16 protein-coding genes are annotated in these 16,051 nt (G+C 71.8%); 6 read left to right on the forward strand and 10 right to left on the reverse strand.

Going from position 1 to position 16,051, the window contains the following annotated elements; genetic code table 11:
- The first annotated feature begins 86 nt into the window (after window positions 1–86).
- Entirely contained in the window at window positions 87–770 is a 684-nt protein-coding gene (locus ASE87_RS09040; protein ID WP_157489797.1) for a hypothetical protein, read from the forward strand.
- 135 nt (window positions 771–905) lie between these two features.
- Here the strand turns inward: ASE87_RS09040 and ASE87_RS09045 are convergent, their stop codons facing one another.
- Complete coding sequence (locus ASE87_RS09045; RefSeq protein WP_043597691.1) at window positions 906–1,286, reverse strand: hypothetical protein; 381 nt, start codon at window positions 1,284–1,286, stop codon at window positions 906–908.
- A 298-nt stretch (window positions 1,287–1,584) separates the two neighbouring features.
- Here ASE87_RS09045 and ASE87_RS09050 point away from each other — a divergent pair, with 298 nt between their 5' ends.
- The 5 genes from ASE87_RS09050 to ASE87_RS09070 all read left to right on the forward strand — a co-directional run bounded on the left by ASE87_RS09050 (window position 1,585) and on the right by ASE87_RS09070 (window position 6,196).
- Window positions 1,585–2,520: an NmrA family NAD(P)-binding protein gene (locus ASE87_RS09050; RefSeq protein WP_056227893.1), complete on the forward strand. Its 936-nt coding sequence runs from the start codon at window positions 1,585–1,587 to the stop codon at window positions 2,518–2,520.
- Between the two features lie 310 nt (window positions 2,521–2,830).
- Window positions 2,831–3,775, forward strand: coding sequence for an AraC family transcriptional regulator (locus ASE87_RS09055; RefSeq protein WP_235472258.1), 945 nt, complete (start codon window positions 2,831–2,833; stop codon window positions 3,773–3,775).
- Between the two features lie 175 nt (window positions 3,776–3,950).
- Window positions 3,951–4,745 carry a DUF4184 family protein gene (locus tag ASE87_RS09060; RefSeq protein WP_056227896.1) on the forward strand — a complete coding sequence of 265 codons (795 nt, stop codon included), beginning with the start codon at window positions 3,951–3,953 and terminating at the stop codon, window positions 4,743–4,745.
- Between the two features lie 106 nt (window positions 4,746–4,851).
- Complete coding sequence (locus ASE87_RS09065) at window positions 4,852–5,337, forward strand: tetratricopeptide repeat protein (RefSeq protein ID WP_056227899.1); 486 nt, start codon at window positions 4,852–4,854, stop codon at window positions 5,335–5,337.
- Window positions 5,338–5,440: 103 nt separating this feature from the next.
- A complete protein-coding gene (locus ASE87_RS09070; protein WP_043597698.1) occupies window positions 5,441–6,196 on the forward strand; it encodes a GntR family transcriptional regulator in 756 nt (251 codons plus the stop codon).
- A gap of 55 nt (window positions 6,197–6,251) precedes the next feature.
- Here the strand turns inward: ASE87_RS09070 and ASE87_RS09075 are convergent, their stop codons facing one another.
- The 9 genes from ASE87_RS09075 to iolC form a co-directional block, all read right to left on the reverse strand.
- Window positions 6,252–6,671, reverse strand: coding sequence for a tautomerase family protein (locus ASE87_RS09075; protein ID WP_056227901.1), 420 nt, complete (start codon window positions 6,669–6,671; stop codon window positions 6,252–6,254).
- A gap of 77 nt (window positions 6,672–6,748) precedes the next feature.
- A complete protein-coding gene (locus tag ASE87_RS09080) occupies window positions 6,749–7,627 on the reverse strand; it encodes a sugar phosphate isomerase/epimerase family protein (protein ID WP_056229440.1) in 879 nt (292 codons plus the stop codon).
- Between the two features lie 6 nt (window positions 7,628–7,633).
- Window positions 7,634–8,686, reverse strand: a complete 1,053-nt coding sequence (locus ASE87_RS09085; RefSeq protein WP_255349715.1) for a Gfo/Idh/MocA family protein — start codon at window positions 8,684–8,686, stop codon at window positions 7,634–7,636.
- Window positions 8,687–8,726: 40 nt separating this feature from the next.
- Window positions 8,727–9,683 (reverse strand): sugar phosphate isomerase/epimerase, encoded by a 957-nt coding sequence (locus ASE87_RS09090; protein WP_056227903.1) that lies wholly within the window; start codon window positions 9,681–9,683, stop codon window positions 8,727–8,729.
- Window positions 9,684–9,727: 44 nt separating this feature from the next.
- The gene (iolD, locus tag ASE87_RS09095) at window positions 9,728–11,626 is read right to left on the reverse strand and encodes a 3D-(3,5/4)-trihydroxycyclohexane-1,2-dione acylhydrolase (decyclizing) (protein ID WP_056227906.1); all 1,899 of its coding nucleotides are present in this window, start codon (window positions 11,624–11,626) and stop codon (window positions 9,728–9,730) included.
- Window positions 11,623–12,549, reverse strand: a complete 927-nt coding sequence (iolB, locus tag ASE87_RS09100; protein ID WP_056229444.1) for a 5-deoxy-glucuronate isomerase — start codon at window positions 12,547–12,549, stop codon at window positions 11,623–11,625. The genes iolD and iolB overlap by 4 nt, the downstream gene beginning before the upstream one ends.
- 74 nt (window positions 12,550–12,623) lie before the next feature.
- Window positions 12,624–14,153 carry a CoA-acylating methylmalonate-semialdehyde dehydrogenase gene (locus ASE87_RS09105; protein ID WP_043597708.1) on the reverse strand — a complete coding sequence of 510 codons (1,530 nt, stop codon included), beginning with the start codon at window positions 14,151–14,153 and terminating at the stop codon, window positions 12,624–12,626.
- A complete protein-coding gene (locus tag ASE87_RS09110) occupies window positions 14,150–15,073 on the reverse strand; it encodes a class I fructose-bisphosphate aldolase (protein ID WP_056227909.1) in 924 nt (307 codons plus the stop codon). The genes ASE87_RS09105 and ASE87_RS09110 overlap by 4 nt, the downstream gene beginning before the upstream one ends.
- On the reverse strand, window positions 15,066–16,034 hold the full coding sequence (iolC, locus tag ASE87_RS09115) for a 5-dehydro-2-deoxygluconokinase (RefSeq protein WP_043597712.1): 969 nt from the start codon (window positions 16,032–16,034) through the stop codon (window positions 15,066–15,068). The genes ASE87_RS09110 and iolC overlap by 8 nt, the downstream gene beginning before the upstream one ends.
- Window positions 16,035–16,051: the final 17 nt, after the last annotated feature.

A 16,051-nucleotide genomic window follows, 5' to 3' on the forward strand; every position in this document is an offset into this window, starting at 1 on the left:
CGGCGGGCGGGCTGGTCGGCGGGCGAGCAGGCCGGTGCTGATCCGCGAGACGTGAGGGCATCCGACCGGCTCGATAGGGTTCGGTCATGTTATGGATATCCGTCGTCGGGGTGTTGGCCGGAGTCTGGTGCCTGGTCGCGCCGCCCCGCGCCATGTTGTTCGGCTCGCGCTGGCAGGTGCGCGACGGCGACCGGGCCGAGCCGAGCGACCTCTTGATCCGGTACACCCGGGTCTCGGGCGTGATCCTGATCGTTCTCTCGGTCGGCTTCGGGTTCTGGGGCTTCACCGCGCAGCGACAAGCGGAGGCGCGCGAGTCGTTGCAGGACGCCTGGGACATCGGCGTCTTCTCGTCCTACGGCGACCTGCAGATCGACCTCGACCCCGACGTCGAGCAGACGACCAGCGCGGCCGGTGTCATGTCGCGAAGCACGGGCGAGCAACAGGGGCTGCCGGTGTGGCATGCGAAGGTCGTCGGGCGTGACGACCTCGGTGAGCTGGGCGGAGACCTGGCCGACGGTGACGTCGTGGTCGCCGTGCGGCAGGGCAGCTGTCAGCCCGGGACGGTCTTCGTCGAAGAGGGTGCCGACGAGGTCTCGGTGGCGGTGACGGGCGTCTCGACGATCTGGTTCCAGGGCGCGCCGTTGCGCTGCGGCACGTCGAACCCGCTGACGAAGCCCGACGCCGACGAACTCCGCATCGTGCACGTGCCCCTCTCGGCGCCCCTCGGCGACCGTGAACTCGTGCTGCCCGACCCACCGGCGCGCGACTGACCGGCCGCGCCGCGCCTCCTGACCCTCGAACGGCGTCCACGCCGCCACGAAGTACACATCCCGCCACCTTTTCCCGTGGCGGGATGTTTACTTCGTGGCGGGGTGGCGAGGTGGCCGGGCGGCGAGGCGGCGGGGCTACCCGCGACGGCGGCTCGCCACCAGCGCGACCACGAGCCCGGTGATGACGGTGGCCCCCACGGCGTTGGTGACGCGGGCCCGGCGGCGGTAGCGCTGGTGGGCCTGGTCGGTGGCCTCCATCGCGGCGATCGTGACGGTCTCGGCGACGTCGCGGACGGTCTTCTCGGCGCGGTCGGCGATCACCTCGGCGCGGTCGACCAGGTCGTGGGCCGACGACCCGGCCCGGTCGGTGACGTCGCGCACCACGGTCTCGGCCCGGCCCGCGAGGTCGTGCAGGGCACCGCGGGCCACGGGCGGCACGACGTCGGAGGTGTCGATGAGTTCACGGGCCCGTCGTGCGGCGCGGGTGACGAAGTCGTCGGGGTCGGTGGTGCTCATGGTCGGCTCTCTCCGTTCGCCCGCGCACGGGTGCGACGGGTCCCCGCCATCGTGCTCCCCTCCGACAGCGGGCGCGCACGGCCGACGCCCCGAGCCCCGAGGAGGCGCGGGTCGCGTCCCCGAGGACGCCCGCCCCCAGCGCACCACGCCAGGAAGTGGGCACAGCGCCAGCCCTTGTCCTGGCGCTGTGACCACATCCTGGCGTCGTGCGCCCTCCCCCAGCACACCGCACCGCACCGCACCGCCGCCGAGCGCGCAGACTGGCCTCTGACCCTCCGACGGAACGAGCCACTCCCCCATGACCACCACCGTCCTCCTCGCCGGCGCGACCGGCGACCTCGGCCGGCGCATCTCCCGCGAGCTGCTCCGCGACACCACGAGCGACGTGCGTCTGCGCGTCCTGACCCGCCCCGGCAGCACCGGCGCGACCACGCTGTTCGGTGACGACGACCGGGTCGAGGTGACCCGCGCCTCCTACACGGACGTGCCCGCCCTGACCGAGGCCGCCCGCGGCGCCGACGTCGTCGTGTCCGCCGTGAGCGGCGTCCGCCCCGTGATTGTCGACGCGCAGCGTGCTCTGCTGACGGCGGCCGTCGCGGCCGGGGTGCCGCGGTTCGTGCCGTCGGACTACTCGGCCGACTACCGCAGCATCCCGCCGGGCAGCAACCGCAACTTCGAGCTGCGGCGTGAGTTCGCGGCCGACGTCGACGCGGCTCCGATCCGGGCGACGTCCGTGCTGAACGGCATGTTCACCGACCTGTTGACCGGGGACGCGCCGATGGTCCTGTTCGACCGGAAGCGGGTGCTGTTCTGGTCGTCGGCCGACCAGGTGCTCGACTTCACGACGAAGGACGACGTCGCCCACGTCGTCGCCCGCGTCGCGCTCGACCCCGAGGCGCCGCGTGTCGTGGAGGTCGCCGGCGACCGGGTCACGGCGCGCCGGGTCGCCCGCACGATGAGCGAGCTCACCGGCCAGGACTTCAAGCCGCAGTGGGCCGGCACGACCGGCACCCTCTCGGCGATGGCGGCCGTCATGCGTCGCACGTCGAAGGGCGACGACACGTTCCCCGCCTGGCAGGGCATGCAGTACTTCGTCAGCATGTTCAGCGGCGACGCGCAGCTGCGCCACGTCGACAACGACCGCTACGGCCCCGAGCGCTGGACGACCGTGCGCGACGTCCTCGCGACGCGGACCGGTGCCGCGCCGCGCTCCTCGGCGTCGTCGTCCGCCTGACCGGGGACGAGGAGGCGCGGGTCGCCCACCCGGGACGCCACCAGAGCCTGCCCGCCCGCCGCCCGCGCCTGCCGTGCACCGAGAAAACGGTGGCCCTTCCCCCCGACGGGTAGGGCCACCGTTCATCGCCGAGTGGTGAGCAACGGCGGACCTCCACGGTAGGCAGCGACCGTCCCTGGCCACCATCCACCGGACGCGGGGTCCCGGCCGATTCGCGCGAGGGGGGTGCTCTGCCCGCCCCCGAGGGTCGGTAGGGTCGGCACATGCTCGCGGAGGGTCCAGAGGTGTTCGCCGCACACCGCGTCGCCACGTGCCACGGTGTCGACGAGGCACGACGCGTGCTCGGCGAGGCCTTCCTCCCCGTCGAGTTCCCGACGGCGGGCCCCTCCGACCACCTCGGGCTCGAACCGAACGCCGTGAGCACGGGCCGGTTGACGCTCGGCTACATGAGGTTCGACCGGGCCGTCCGCGTCCTGACGGCCGAAAGGACAACTACCACGTCGACATCCCCACCGCGGGTCGGGCCGTCCTCCGGGCGGCCGGCGGGCGGCGGGTCGCCGCGACACCCCGGTCGGGAGGCGTCTTCATGCCCGGCCGACCGGTCGACCTCGACTGCGGCGACGGCTTCGCGCAGATCGCCCTGATGATCCCCCGCGCCGAACTGCAGCGCGAGCTCGAGGACCTGCTCGAGTCGACGTCCGTCGCCCCCCTCGAATTCGAGGCGGAGCTCGACCTGGCGACGGGCGGACAAGTCGTGCTGCAGGCGGTACGGGTCGTCGACGAGGCGTCCCGGCGGGAGGACGGCGTCCTCCAGCACCCCCTCGCCGTCCGCGCCCTCGAACGGTCGGTCGTCCACGCCCTGCTCTTCTCGCAGGGCCACAACCACTCCGAGGCGCTGCGGGCTCCCGTGCCGCAGTCGGGCGGCCGGGCGGTCGCCCGCGCGATCGAGCTGCTGCGCGCCGATCCGGGCCGCGACTGGAGCGTGGCCGACCTGGCGGCGGTGACCGCCACGAGCGTCCGCAGCCTGCAAGAAGGGTTCCGTCGGGCCCTCGACACGACCCCGACGGCCTACCTCCGACGGCTGCGGCTCGAACGCGTGCGCACCGACCTGGTCGCCGCAGGGCCCGGGGACTCGAGCGTCACCGACGTCTCGGCCCGCTGGGGGTTCACGCACCACGGCCGCTTCGCCGCGGCCTACGCGGAACGGTTCGGAGAGCGCCCCTCCGACACGCTCCGCGCCTCGTCCGGTCGCTGAGCGGGGACGAGGAGGCGCGGGTCGCAGGTCGCGGGTTGAGGGCTGCGTTCCGGCACGACGACAGCCAGAGGCACGGTCTCGACGAACCCGTCGTCGGGCCGGGTCACCCCTTGGGTCCGACGTTCTCAACCCCCGGGTGGATGCCCACCCCGGCCCCCGGTCGCCACGATGGCGTGTGCCGTTCACCCCCAGCCATGCCGTCGTCGCCCTGCCGTTCGTCCGCACGCCCCTGCCGTTCGGGGCGGTCGCGGTCGGGTCGATGGCCCCGGACGTGCCGCTGTTCTTCCCCGTCGGCGTGACCTACGAGCAGACCCACGGGTTCCCGAGCCTGCTGCTGTTCTCGGTGCCGGTCGCGGTGCTGCTGTACCTCGTCTGGCGCGTGCTGCTGCGGCCGGCGGCCCGCGCCCTGCTGCCGACGTCGATCGGGTCGCGCCTGCCCGCGTCGTGGGACGGGCGCGAGGCCGGACGTGTGCCCGTGGCCGGCTCGCGGACCGGCCTCGCCCGCACCGCCCCGTGGGCCCTCCTCGCCCTCGTCCTCGGCGTGCTCACCCACGTGCTCTGGGACGCGTTCACGCACCCGGACCGGTTCGGCAGCACGGTGATCCCGGCACTGGCCCAGCAGTGGGGGCCGCTGGTCGGCACGCAGTGGGCGCAGTACGTCTCGTCGCTCGGCGGGCTCGTCGTGCTCGGCATCGCGGCCGTCCGGTACCTGCGGCGCACTCCGCCGACGGCGTCGGCCACCGTCCCGACCCGGCGGATCCGCCACGCCTTCTGGGTCTCGCTCGCCGCGGCCCTCGTCGCCGGCATCGTGATCGTGGCCGTGACCCGGGGACTGCCGACCGACATCCACACGGCCAAGTCGTTCACGTTCTTCGCCGGCACCCTCGCGGGCGCTCTCGTCCTGGTCGCGACGGCCGTCGCGGCCGTCGCCGTGCACCTGGCACGGTCCGCCCGCGCCCGGCGGGCCTGAGGCCGCGGCCAGTCGCCCGCGGCTCCCAACTCGGACCCCGGGGCCCGGCGCTCCGACACCAGGAGGCGCGGGTCGCCTCGATCGAGGAGCGCGCTACCGTGGCCCCATGAGCACCGATGCCTGGGAAGACCGCGTCGCCGCCCTCTGGGCCGACGAGACCGTCGACGACGCGCAGCGCATCGAGCGCATGACGGCCCTCGCCGCCGACGCACCCCACCCTGCGCTGGGCGAGTTCGAGGTCGGCGGTGCGCACGACTCCGGGGGCCGTGAGGCCGAGGCTCACGTGCACTACGCGGCGGCGACGGAGGCCGGTCTCGACGCCGTCGACCCGACCCGAGCCGCGCAGATGGTCGTACAGCACGCCTCGACCCTGCGCAACCTCGGCCGCGTCGACGAGGCCATCGCCATGCTGCGTGACGCCCCCGAGCACCCGGCCACCGGAGCGGCGCCGAAGGTCTTCCTCGCGCTCGCCCTGCACAGCGCCGGCCGGGTCGACGAGGCCCTGCGGGTCGCGATCGAGGCCGTCGAGCCGACCCTCCCCCGCTACCACCGCTCGGTCCGCGCCTACGCGGCCGCACTCACCGAGCGCTGACCCGGCCGTTGGCCGTGCGAGAAATCGACCCGGCGGTCGGGATGGCCACCGTGCCGCGCCGCCCGTAAGGTTGTCACGACATACGTTCGGCTGAGGGGACCACATGACCGACGCGAAGCTTCCGGCCGATCTCTTCGCCGACCTCGACCGCGGCAGCCCCATCCCGTTGTGGTTCCAGATGTCCACGCGACTCGAGGCGGCGATCCTCGGGGGCCAACTGCCGGCGGGCGCTCGACTCGAGAACGAGGTCGGACTCGGCGAACGTCTCGGCCTGTCGAGGCCCACCGTCCGGCGAGCCATCCAAGAGCTGGTCGACAAGGGGCTCGTCGTCCGGAGGCGCGGGATCGGCACCCAGGTCGTCCACGGCCCCGTGACCCGCAACGTCGAGCTGACCAGCCTGTTCGAAGACCTGACCGACAGCGGCAAGGCCCCGACGACACGCCTGCTCGCCCACCAGGTCGTCGCGGCCGACGAGAAGACCGCCCTGGCTCTCGGCATCGAGGTCGGCGACCGGGTCAGCCACGTACGGCGCCTTCGCCTGGCGGACGGTGTCCCCGTCGCGGTGCTCGAGAACTACCTGCCCCTCGACCTCGCTCCGTTCTCGGACGCCGACCTCGCCGCCCAGGGCCTGTACCAACTGCTCCGAGCCCTCGGCGTCACGATCCGGGTGGCGAAGCAGCGGATCGGGGCCCGGGCCGCCCACGCCGATGAGGCCCAGCTGCTCGAGATCGAGCCGCGCGGGGCCGTGCTGACCATGACCCGCACGGCCTACGACGCGTCGGGGCGGGCGGTCGAGGTCGGGCACCACTGCTACCGGCCCGACCTGTATTCGTTCTCGATCACCCTCGTCGACAAGTAGTCGCCGCGCACCGAACGGCGGGCGTCACCGGGTGCACGCTCCGGGACCCTGCCGCTCAGCCGGCCTGTCCTGCAGCCGAGGGCACCTTCAGTTCACCCGTCACGTACTGGGCAACCCCGAAGCCGAACGACCAGTCCTGCGGACCGTTCTCGACGTAGCCGATGAAGACGTCCTCGCCGGCCACGCCCACGGCCTCGAGGCCCGAGGCGATGCGGGCGTACAGGGCCTGCTTCGCGTCGTCGGTGCGTCCCCGCTGGGTGAAGATCTGGATCATCACGACTCCGCCGGAGCGTTCGAAGCCGAGGCCGGCGTCCTGGGCGATGATGCGACCGGCCGGCAGTTCGTTGATCACCTGGAAGCGGTCGCGAGGCGGGATGCCGTAGACGTCGACGATCGCGTCGTGGACGGCGTCGGCGATCGCCGTGATCTGATCGGGGGTGCGACCGGGCAGGAGGTCGAGGCGGACGAGGGGCATGGGCTCTTCTTTCGTCGGGTGTGGTCGGGGATGGTCAGGGTGCCGCGGGGGGCGCGGGTGCCGGGCGAGTCGGCGACTCAGGCGCGTGACGCCGCGTGGATGCGCGCCAGGATCTGCTCTCGCTGGTAGCGGCTGACGCCGTCGACGGCTTCGTCCTCGGCGAAGACGCTCGAGACGGCGATCGTGTCGTCGCGATCGAAGAAGCCCAGCCCGTGCAGGCCACCGAAGAAGCCGTCCCAGTCGACGTCACCGTCCCCGATCTTCAGGTGCTGGTGGACGCGGGCCGCGTTGCCGGGCGGGTTGCTGATGTACCTCAGCCCGTGCGAGCGGCGGTGGTCGAACGTGTCGGCGATGTGGACGAGGCCGAGTGATCGCCCGGCGGCGGCCATGATCCCGGCCATGTCGCCGCCGTAGTGGAAGGTGTGGCACGCGACGTAGGCGAGACCGACCTGCTTCGTGTTGAGGCCTCGGATGACCCGGAGGGCTTCGAGACCGTCCTCGACGAAGTCGTCCGGGTGCGGGTCGATGAACACACGGATGCCCTCGCGTTCGAGGACGGGCAGCAACTCTTCCATCGACCAGTAGAACTGACGCTCCGATTCTTCGGACAGCTCGGGACGACCACTGAACTCGGTGTTGATCACCTCGACGCCGAGGCGGGCGGTGATCTCGATGACGCGCTTCCAGTGCTTGACGGCGGCCCGACGGGACTCCTCGTCGGGACCTGACCAGCGCAGGACGGGCAGGACGGACGCGATCTCGACCCGCGCCTCCTTGCAGGCCGCCGCGAAGGCGTCGACGAGGTCGTCGTCGGCCTTCGGGTGTCGGAAGAACGGGATGAAATCGCGGTGCGGCGTCAACTGCAGGTGGTCGTACCCCAGTTCGGCGACCTTGGCGGGCAGCTCGAGCAGGGAGTGGCTGTGGTGCAGCGGGGTGGGGTCGAGGGCGATCTTCACCACCGGTCACTCCCCCGTCGCGGCGGCACGGGGCAGATCGTAGAACGACGGCTTGGCCATCGCGTAGTCGACCTCGACGCGGCGGCCGGTCTTCTGCGCCTCGACACCCGCCGTGGCGACCACGCTCGCGAGGTAGCCGTCCCAGGCGCTCGGACCGTCGATGGTGCCGCGGTGCGCGGCGTCGACCCAGCGCTGCACCTGGGTGTCGTAGGCAGCGCCGAAGCGCTCCTTGAACGTCGGCGGCACGGCGACGCCCGACCGGGCGGCCGTGGTGAGCTGGAGTCCGGACTCGCGCCCGATGGAGGCGACGCCGCTCTCGAAGACGGCGTCCGTGGTGACCTGGTAGCCGAACTGGATGTTGACGTTGATCTCGACGATCGCCATCGTGCCCGACTCGGTCTCGAGGATCACGAACTGCGGCTCTCGGAGCCCCTCGGGCGCGAGCGAGTTGCGGCGGGGCTTCTTGACCTCGACCGCGACAATCGGCTCACCGGCGATGAAGGGGACGGCGTCGATCTCGTGGATGACGGAATCGAGGATGAGCATCTCTTCGGAGTAGCTCGGCGGCGTCGTGGCGTTGCGGTGGGCGCAGTGCAGTGCGAGCAGGGCACCGTGCTCGCCGGACGCGACGAGGGCCCGGAGGTCTCGGTACCCCTGGTCGAAGCGACGCATGAAGCCGACCTGGATGTGCGGCCGGTCGAGCTTCTGCTCCGCCTCGAGGACGCGGAGCGAGGCGGCCTCGTCGGTGGTGAGGGGCTTCTCGCAGAGGATCGCCAGGCCGCGGTCGAGTGCGGGCAGGAGGACGGCCTCGTGGAGGAAGCCCGGGGTGGCGATGATGACGGCGTCGATCTCGGTGGCGGCGAGCGCCTCGTCGAAGTCGGCCGCGGTGATCGCGCCGGGGGCCGTCGCCGCCGCGGCGTCGGCACGAGCGGTGTCGGGGTCGACGACGGCGACGACGGTGGCCCCGCTGATGGTGGACGTGATGCGGGCGACGTGGTCGGCGCCCATCATGCCGGCACCGACGACGGCGACGCGGAGGTCGGGGGTTGTGGTGTTCACGGGTGTTCTCCTTCGGGGCGGGGGTGTCAGCGGCGGGACGTCAGACGAGACGGGAGCGAGGCGAGCAGCTCATGATGTGCTCGCGCGTGCGGGTCGCGATCCCGAGGGGCAGGTCGATCGATTCGACCGGGAACATGTCCTGCTCGACGATGGCGAAGATCTCGGGATCGATGCGGCTGACCGCGTCGAGCACCGGCGCCAGGTCGGGCACGCCGTGCGGCGGTTCGACCATGACGCCCTGAGCGACGGCGTCACCGAACGGCACGTCGTTCTTGAGCACGGTGAACCGCAGGTCGGAGTCGACCTGCTTGAGGTGCAGGTAACCGATGCGGTCGGGGTACTCCTCGACGAGGCGCACGGAGTCACCGCCGTAGTAGGCGAAGTGCCCGGTGTCGAGGCACAGGTTCGTGTAGCGCACGTCGGTCTCGGCCAGGAACCGCTCGGTCTCTCGGTACGTGCCGACGTGGCTGTCCGCGTGGGTGTGGAACTGCTGCTTGACGCCGAATTCTTCGAGGAGCGCCTTGCCGAGCTTGTCGTGGCCGGCGCCGAGTGCCGCCCACTGCTCGTCGGTGAGGGTGCGGGCCTCGAGCACCTCGCTCGTGGCGTCGCTGCGCCAGAGGTCGGGGATGACGACGAGGTGCTCGGCACCGAGCTCCGAGGCGAGGCCGGCGACGGCGAGCGCTTGGTCCCACGCGCGTCGCCACTGGTCGTCGCCCTTGTGGAACCCGGTGAAGACCGTCCCGGCCGAGAGCTTCAGGTCGCGCCGACCGAGCTCGTCCTCGAGCTGGTGCGGGTCGGTCGGCAGGTACCCGTAGGGGCCCAGTTCGATCCAGTGGTAGCCCGCCTGCTGCACCTCGTCGAGGAACCGCGGCCAGGGGATCTGACCGGGGTGCTCGGGGAACCAGACGCCCCACGAGTCGGGTGCGGTCCCGATGCGGAGTCCGCGCCCACCCGGGCCGGTGGGCGTGGCGTCGGGGTCGGTGACGGTGTCGGTCATGGCGGCGGTGCCTTTCGAGAGGGTGCGGGTGAGGTGTGGCGGTGTCAGCCGAGCAGCGGGCGCTGCGCGGCCTGCTGCTCGCGATAGTCGGCCAGGGCGGCCGTGGTGCTGTCGAGGGTCGAGACCTGCGCGACCGGGACGTCCCACCAGCCCTCGCCGTCCGGGGCGTAGACGAGCGGGTCGCTGTTCAGGTGGATGAGCGTGCTGGTCGACGAGGCCTTGGCCGCGGCGAGGGCTGCGGAGAGGTCGGCGACCGCGTTCGGCGTCGGTTCCACCTCGACGACGTCGAGCCCGTAGCTGCGGGCGTTCATCGCGAGGTCGACCGGCAGCACCTCGGTGCCCTGGAAGTCGAGGGAGTCGGGATCGAGCTTGCGGTAGAGCGTGCCGAAGCGGTCGGCCCCGACGGTCTCGGAGAGGTGGCCGATCGAGGCGTAGCCGTGGTTCTGGATGAGCACCACGATGATCTTGATGCCCTCGGCGACGGCGGTGACCAGTTCGGTGTGCAGCATGAGGTACGAGCCGTCACCCACCATGACGATGACGTCGCGGTCGGGTGCACCCCTCTTGACGCCGAGGCCACCCGCGATCTCGTAGCCCATGCACGAGAACGCGTACTCGACGTGGTACCCGAGCGGGTCGCGGACCCGCCACAGCTTGTGCAGGTCGCCGGGCAGCGACCCGGCCGCCTGGACCACGACGTCGGTCGGGTCGCTGGCGGCCTGGACGGCGCCGATGATCTCGGGCTGGCCGGGCAACGCGAGCCCGGACGGCTGGAAGGCCTCGTCGACGAGGGCGTCCCAGGTCGCCTTCTCGGCGGCCACGCGAGCGGAGTGCTCGTCGGGTACCCGATGCCCGTCGAGCGCCGCGGCGAGCGCGTCGAGCGTCTCGCGGGCGTCGGCGACGACGGGCAGTTGCGAACCGTGCTTGTAGGCGTCGAACGACGTGACGTTGACGTTGACGAACCGCACGTCGGAGCCCTGGAAGGCCGTCCGGGAGGCGGTGGTGAAGTCGCTGTACCGGGTGCCGACGCCGATGACGAGGTCCGCCTCGGCGGCGATGCGGTTCGCGGCGGTCGTGCCGGTGGCACCGATGCCCCCGAGGTACTGCGGGTGGTCCCAGGTGAGGGCCCCTCCGCCGGCCTGCGTCGTGCCGACGGGGATGCCGGTCGCCCGGGCGAGGGCGTCGAGCTGCTGCTCGGCGCCCGAGTAGAGGACTCCACCGCCGGCGACGACGACGGGGCGCTTCGCGGCCTTGATCGCGGCGACGGCGCGCTCGAGCGGCCCTCTCTCGGGCACGGGCCGACGGATGTGCCACTCGCGGGGTTGCAGGAACTCGTCGGGCACGTCCAGCCACTCGGCCTGGACGTCCTCGGGCAGGGCGATCGTGACGGCGCCGGTCTCGGCCGGGTCGGTCAGCACCCGCATCGCGGCGAGCGCGATCGAGAAGAGTTGCTCGGGCCGGTCGACCCGGTCGAAGAATCGCGACAGCGGCCGGAACGCGTCGGTCACCTGCAGGGACGTGTCGTGCGGCATCTCGATCTGCTGCAGCACGGGATCGCTGACCCGGGTCGCGAAGGTGTCGCTCGGCAACAGCAGGGCCGGCAGCCGGTTCGTCGTCGCGAGCGCGGCGGCGGTGAGCATGTTGGCGGCACCCGGACCGACGGAGGCGGTGCTGGCGTAGGTCGCGCGCCTCCGGTGCATGCGGGCGTAGCCCACGGCCTGGTGCACCATCGCCTGTTCGTTGCGGGCCTGCAGGTACGGCATCAGGCCCGGCCGATCGACGTGGTACTGCTTGAGCGCCTGGCCGACGCCCGCGACGTTGCCGTGGCCGAAGATGCCGAACATGCCGGGGATCGTGCGCTCTCGCGCGTCGCCGTCGACGGTCCACTGGTTGGCGAGGAACTCGACGAGCGCCTGGCCCACGGTGAGTCTTGTCGTCGTCATCGACGCGGTCCTTTCGAGGGTGCGGTGGGGAAGTAGGGCAGCCGGGGGTCGGGGGCCTGGGACTCCCAGCCGGCTCGGACCCACCCGTGGGCGGGGTCGTCGGTGATGAGCCAGGCGCGCTCGGGGTCGGGCCCCGCCATGACGTTGAGGTAGTAGAGGTCGTAGCCCGGGGCGGCGACGGCGGGGCCGTGGTACCCGTACGGGACGAGGGCGACGTCGCCGGTGCGGACGAGGGCGTTCACGTCGATCTGCCCCGCGGGTGAGCTGTAGGTGGCGAACATGCCGAACGGGTCGGCCTGCGAGGGGGCGTCGAGGCCGCGGCCGACGGCGGATTCGAAGTAGTAGATCTCTTCGAGGCGGGACTCGGTACCGGGCACCCCGTCGTCGTGCTTGTGCGGAGGGTACGACGACCAGTTCTCGGCGGGCGTCACGACCTCGCAGACGATGAGCTTCTGGGCGTGCAACCCGTCCGGGGTGCCGAAGTTGTGCACCTGGCGGGTCGATCGACCGGCGCCGCGGATCTCGACGGGGATGTCGTCACGACGGAGCACCTGCACGTCGAGCACCTGGTCGGCGGGTGCCTCGGCGATCGCGACCCGACCGCTCCCGGTGACCACCGCCTCCGTCCGGACGCCGAGGTAGGCGACGTCGGCCGGCCCGTCGAAGACGGACGCCCGCCCGGCGAGCTCGACGGTGCCCGACCCACCTCGGCCATCACTCCACTCGACCACGACGTCGCCGACCAGCGGCACGACCATGCGCTCGACCCCACCGGCGGCGAGGGGCAACGAGACACCGTCACCGAGCTCGCCGACACGCAGGCCGGTGTGCTGCCAACCGTCGAGGTCGCCGTCGACGACGGTCTGCCAGCCGTCGCGGGTCAGGTCGCCGCGCGGGAAGAACCAGCGGGGGTCGTCGTTCATGTCGTCCACCTCATCATCGAGCGGGCGGCCCGGGGGCCACGGGGGTACTGCCTGGGGACAGATCGGGCGGGCGGTCAGTTCTGGGGGAAGCCCAGGTCGACGCCGCCGTGGCTGGGGTCCAGCCAGCGCGACGTGATCGCCTTCTCGCGGGTGTAGAACTCGAAGCCCTGACGTCCGTAGGCCTTGTCCGAACCGAAGATGCTGTCCTTGAAGCCGCCGAACGAGTAGTACGCGACGGGCACCGGGATGGGCACGTTGATGCCGATCATCCCGACCTCGATCTCGGCCTGGAAACGCCGCGCCGCGCCTCCGTCGTTGGTGAAGATCGCCGTTCCGTTGCCGTAGGCCCCGGCGTTGATGAGGGCGACGCCCTCGTCGTACGACGCGACGCGCACGATCGACAGCACCGGCCCGAAGATCTCTTCGGTGTAGACGCGGCTGGTGAGCGGCACCTTGTCGATCAGGGTGGGCCCGAGCCAGAAGCCGTCGGCCTCACCGTCGACGTCGACGCCCCGGCCGTCGACGACGACGTCGGCTCCGTCGGCGAGGGCGATGTCGATGTAGCTCGCGACCTTGTCCCGGTGCTGCTCGGTGACGAGAGGGCCCATGTCGCAGCTGCGGCGACCGTCGCCGACGGTGAGGCCGGCCATGCGTGAGGTGATCTTCTCGATCAGTTCGTCGGCCACGGGTTCGACCGCGACGACCACGCTGATCGCCATGCAGCGCTCGCCCGCCGAGCCGAATCCGGCGTTGATCGCACTGTCGGCGACGAGGTCGAGGTCGGCGTCGGGCAGGACGAGCATGTGGTTCTTGGCACCGCCGAGTGCCTGGACGCGCTTGCCGTGCCGGGCGGCGGTCTCGTAGATGTACCGGGCGATGGGTGTCGACCCGACGAACGAGATGGCTTTGACGTCGGGGTGCTCGAGCAGGCCGTCGACGGCCTCCTTGTCGCCGTGGAGGACGTTGAACACGCCCTCGGGCAAGCCGGCCTCGGCGAAGAGGCGGGCGAGGAACATGGCGCTGGACGGGTCTTTCTCGGACGGCTTCAACACGACGGTGTTGCCGACCGCGATCGCGATCGGGAAGAACCACATCGGCACCATGGCCGGGAAGTTGAAGGGGCTGATGACGCCGACCACGCCGAGGGGTGCCTTGGTCGAGTAGACGTCGACCCCGGTGGACACCTGCTGCGAGAACTCGCCCTTGATCAGGTGGGGGAACCCGGTCGCCAGTTCGACGACCTCGAGGCCGCGGGTGATCTCGCCGAGGGCGTCGCTCAGCACCTTGCCGTGTTCGCTCGTGAGGATCTCGGCCAGTTCGCCCTTGCGCTCGTTCAGCAGCTCACGGAAGCGGAACAGGATCTGCTGACGCTTCGTGATCGAGAGGTCGCGCCAGGCGGGGAACGCCCGTCGTGCCGAGGCGACGGCGGCATCGATCTCGGAGGCGTCGGCGAGCGAGACGTCCTTCGTCGCGACCCCGAGGGCCGGGTCGTAGACGGGGGCGGTGCGGCCGCTCGTGCCGGGCACCTCGGCGTTGTCGATCCAGTGCGCGACCAGGGGGCGATCGGTGGCGGTGGCGGTGTGCGTGCTGGTGGTGCTGGTCATCGTTCTGCCGATCCGTTCGTGGTCGAGGGTGGGTGGACGAGCCCGGCGGCGTGGTCCACGGCGGCGGCGACGTCGTCGTCGCTCGGGTAGAGCAGGGTGCGTCCGACGACGAGCCCGCGGACGCCGGGGAGGGCGAGGGCCGCGGCCCAGCGGGCGTAGGTGTCGGCCGGGTCGACGGTGGGGTCGCCCCCCAGCAGCAGCGTGGGCAGGGTCGTCGCCGCCATCACGCGTTCCATGTCGTCGACGACGGGCAGCTTGAGCCAGCTGTAGGCGGAGGATTCGCCGAGGCCCGACGCGATGGCGACCGACTTGATGACGGCGTCGGCCGTGAGGTCGTTGGTCACGCGTCCGTCGATCCACGAGCTCATGAAGGGCTCGAGCATGATCGGGAGGCGCAGCCTGGCCGACTCGGTCACCGCGCGTGCCGTGGCGGCGAGCGTGGAGGCCGTGCCGGGGTCGTCGAGGGCGACGCGGACGAGCAGTTTCGCGAAGTCGAACCGGGAGTCGGCGATCGACGCGGCCGAGTACGCGGTGAAGCGGTCGTCCAGCTCGAACGTGGCGCCCTGGAGCCCGCCGCGGTTCATGCTGCCGACGACGACCTTGCCGTCGAGGGCTCCGAGCAGGGCGAGGTCCTCGAGGATGTCGGGAGTGCCGAGCACACCGTCGACGCCGGGTCGCCCGAGGGCGACGACGAGTCGGCGGAGGAGGTCGTAGCGGTCGGCCATGGCGGTCGCGTCGCCTCGGACGCCGAGGGCACCACGGGCGGGGTGGTCCGCCGCGACGATGAAGAGGCGTCCGTCGGCCGCCAAGGGGGCGGGCCGCGTGCGGGCGGCCAGGACCTCGGCCACCCGGTGCGGTTCGGCGGCCCGGAGGGTGCGGAGGCGCTCGAAGTCGAGAACCGGGGCGGTGCGGTCAGACATGGTGCGCCTCCTCGAGGACGGCCTCGACCTCGTCGGTCGTGGGCATGGCGGTGGAGCACTCGAACCGGGTGGCGACGATGCCCCCGGCCGCGTTCGCGAAGCGCAGGGTGCGGTCGAGCGACCATCCCTCGATGAGGCCGTGGCAGAGGGCTCCCCCGAACCCGTCGCCCGACCCCAGACCGTTGATGACCTGGACGAGGTGGGCCGGCACCTCGATCCGTTCGTCTCGCGTCTTGGCGAGGACGCCCTTGGGGCCCTGCTTGACGACGGCGAGTTCGACGCCTCGTTCGAGGAGGGCGTCGGCCGCCCGCTCGGGCTCGGTCTCGCCCACGGCGATCTCGCACTCTTCGCGGTTGCCGACGGCGACGGTGACGTGCTCGAGGGCGCGCCCGACCTCGCGAGTGGCGACCTCGGGGCTCTTCCAGAACATGGGGCGGTAGTCGAGGTCGAGGATCGTCAGTGGACGACGACCCCGGGCCTGCCAGGCCACGTGGTGCGCCTGCCTGCTCGGCTCTTCGCTGAGGCCGGTGACCGTCGCCCAGAAGACCGTGGCCTTCTCGACGGCGGCGAGGTCGAGCGAGCCCGCGGTGATCATGAGGTCGGGTGCCTTCGGCTGACGGTAGAAGTAGAGCGGGAAGTCGTCGGGCGGGAAGATCTCGCAGAACGTGACCGGGGTGTTCAGCCCGTCGACGGTCGAGACGAGCCGGGTCGAGACGCCGAGCCGCTCGAGCTCTCGGACGATGTAGCGGCCGAAGGGGTCGTCGCCGGTGCGGGTGACCACCGCGGACCGGCGGCCGTGCCGGGCGGCGGCGATGGCGACGTTGGTCGCGCTTCCCCCGACGGATTTGCTGAAGGTCTCGACCTCTTCTAGGGGAACACCGGACTGCTGCGGATAGATGTCGACGCCGACGCGGCCCATGGTGAGGACCTCGTAGGGGGCGCTGTCGTTGTGGTCGGTCATGACGTGGTCGTCCTTTC

The sequence above is a fragment of the Frigoribacterium sp. Leaf44 genome (assembly GCF_001421865.1).
GTDB lineage: Bacteria > Actinomycetota > Actinomycetes > Actinomycetales > Microbacteriaceae > Frigoribacterium.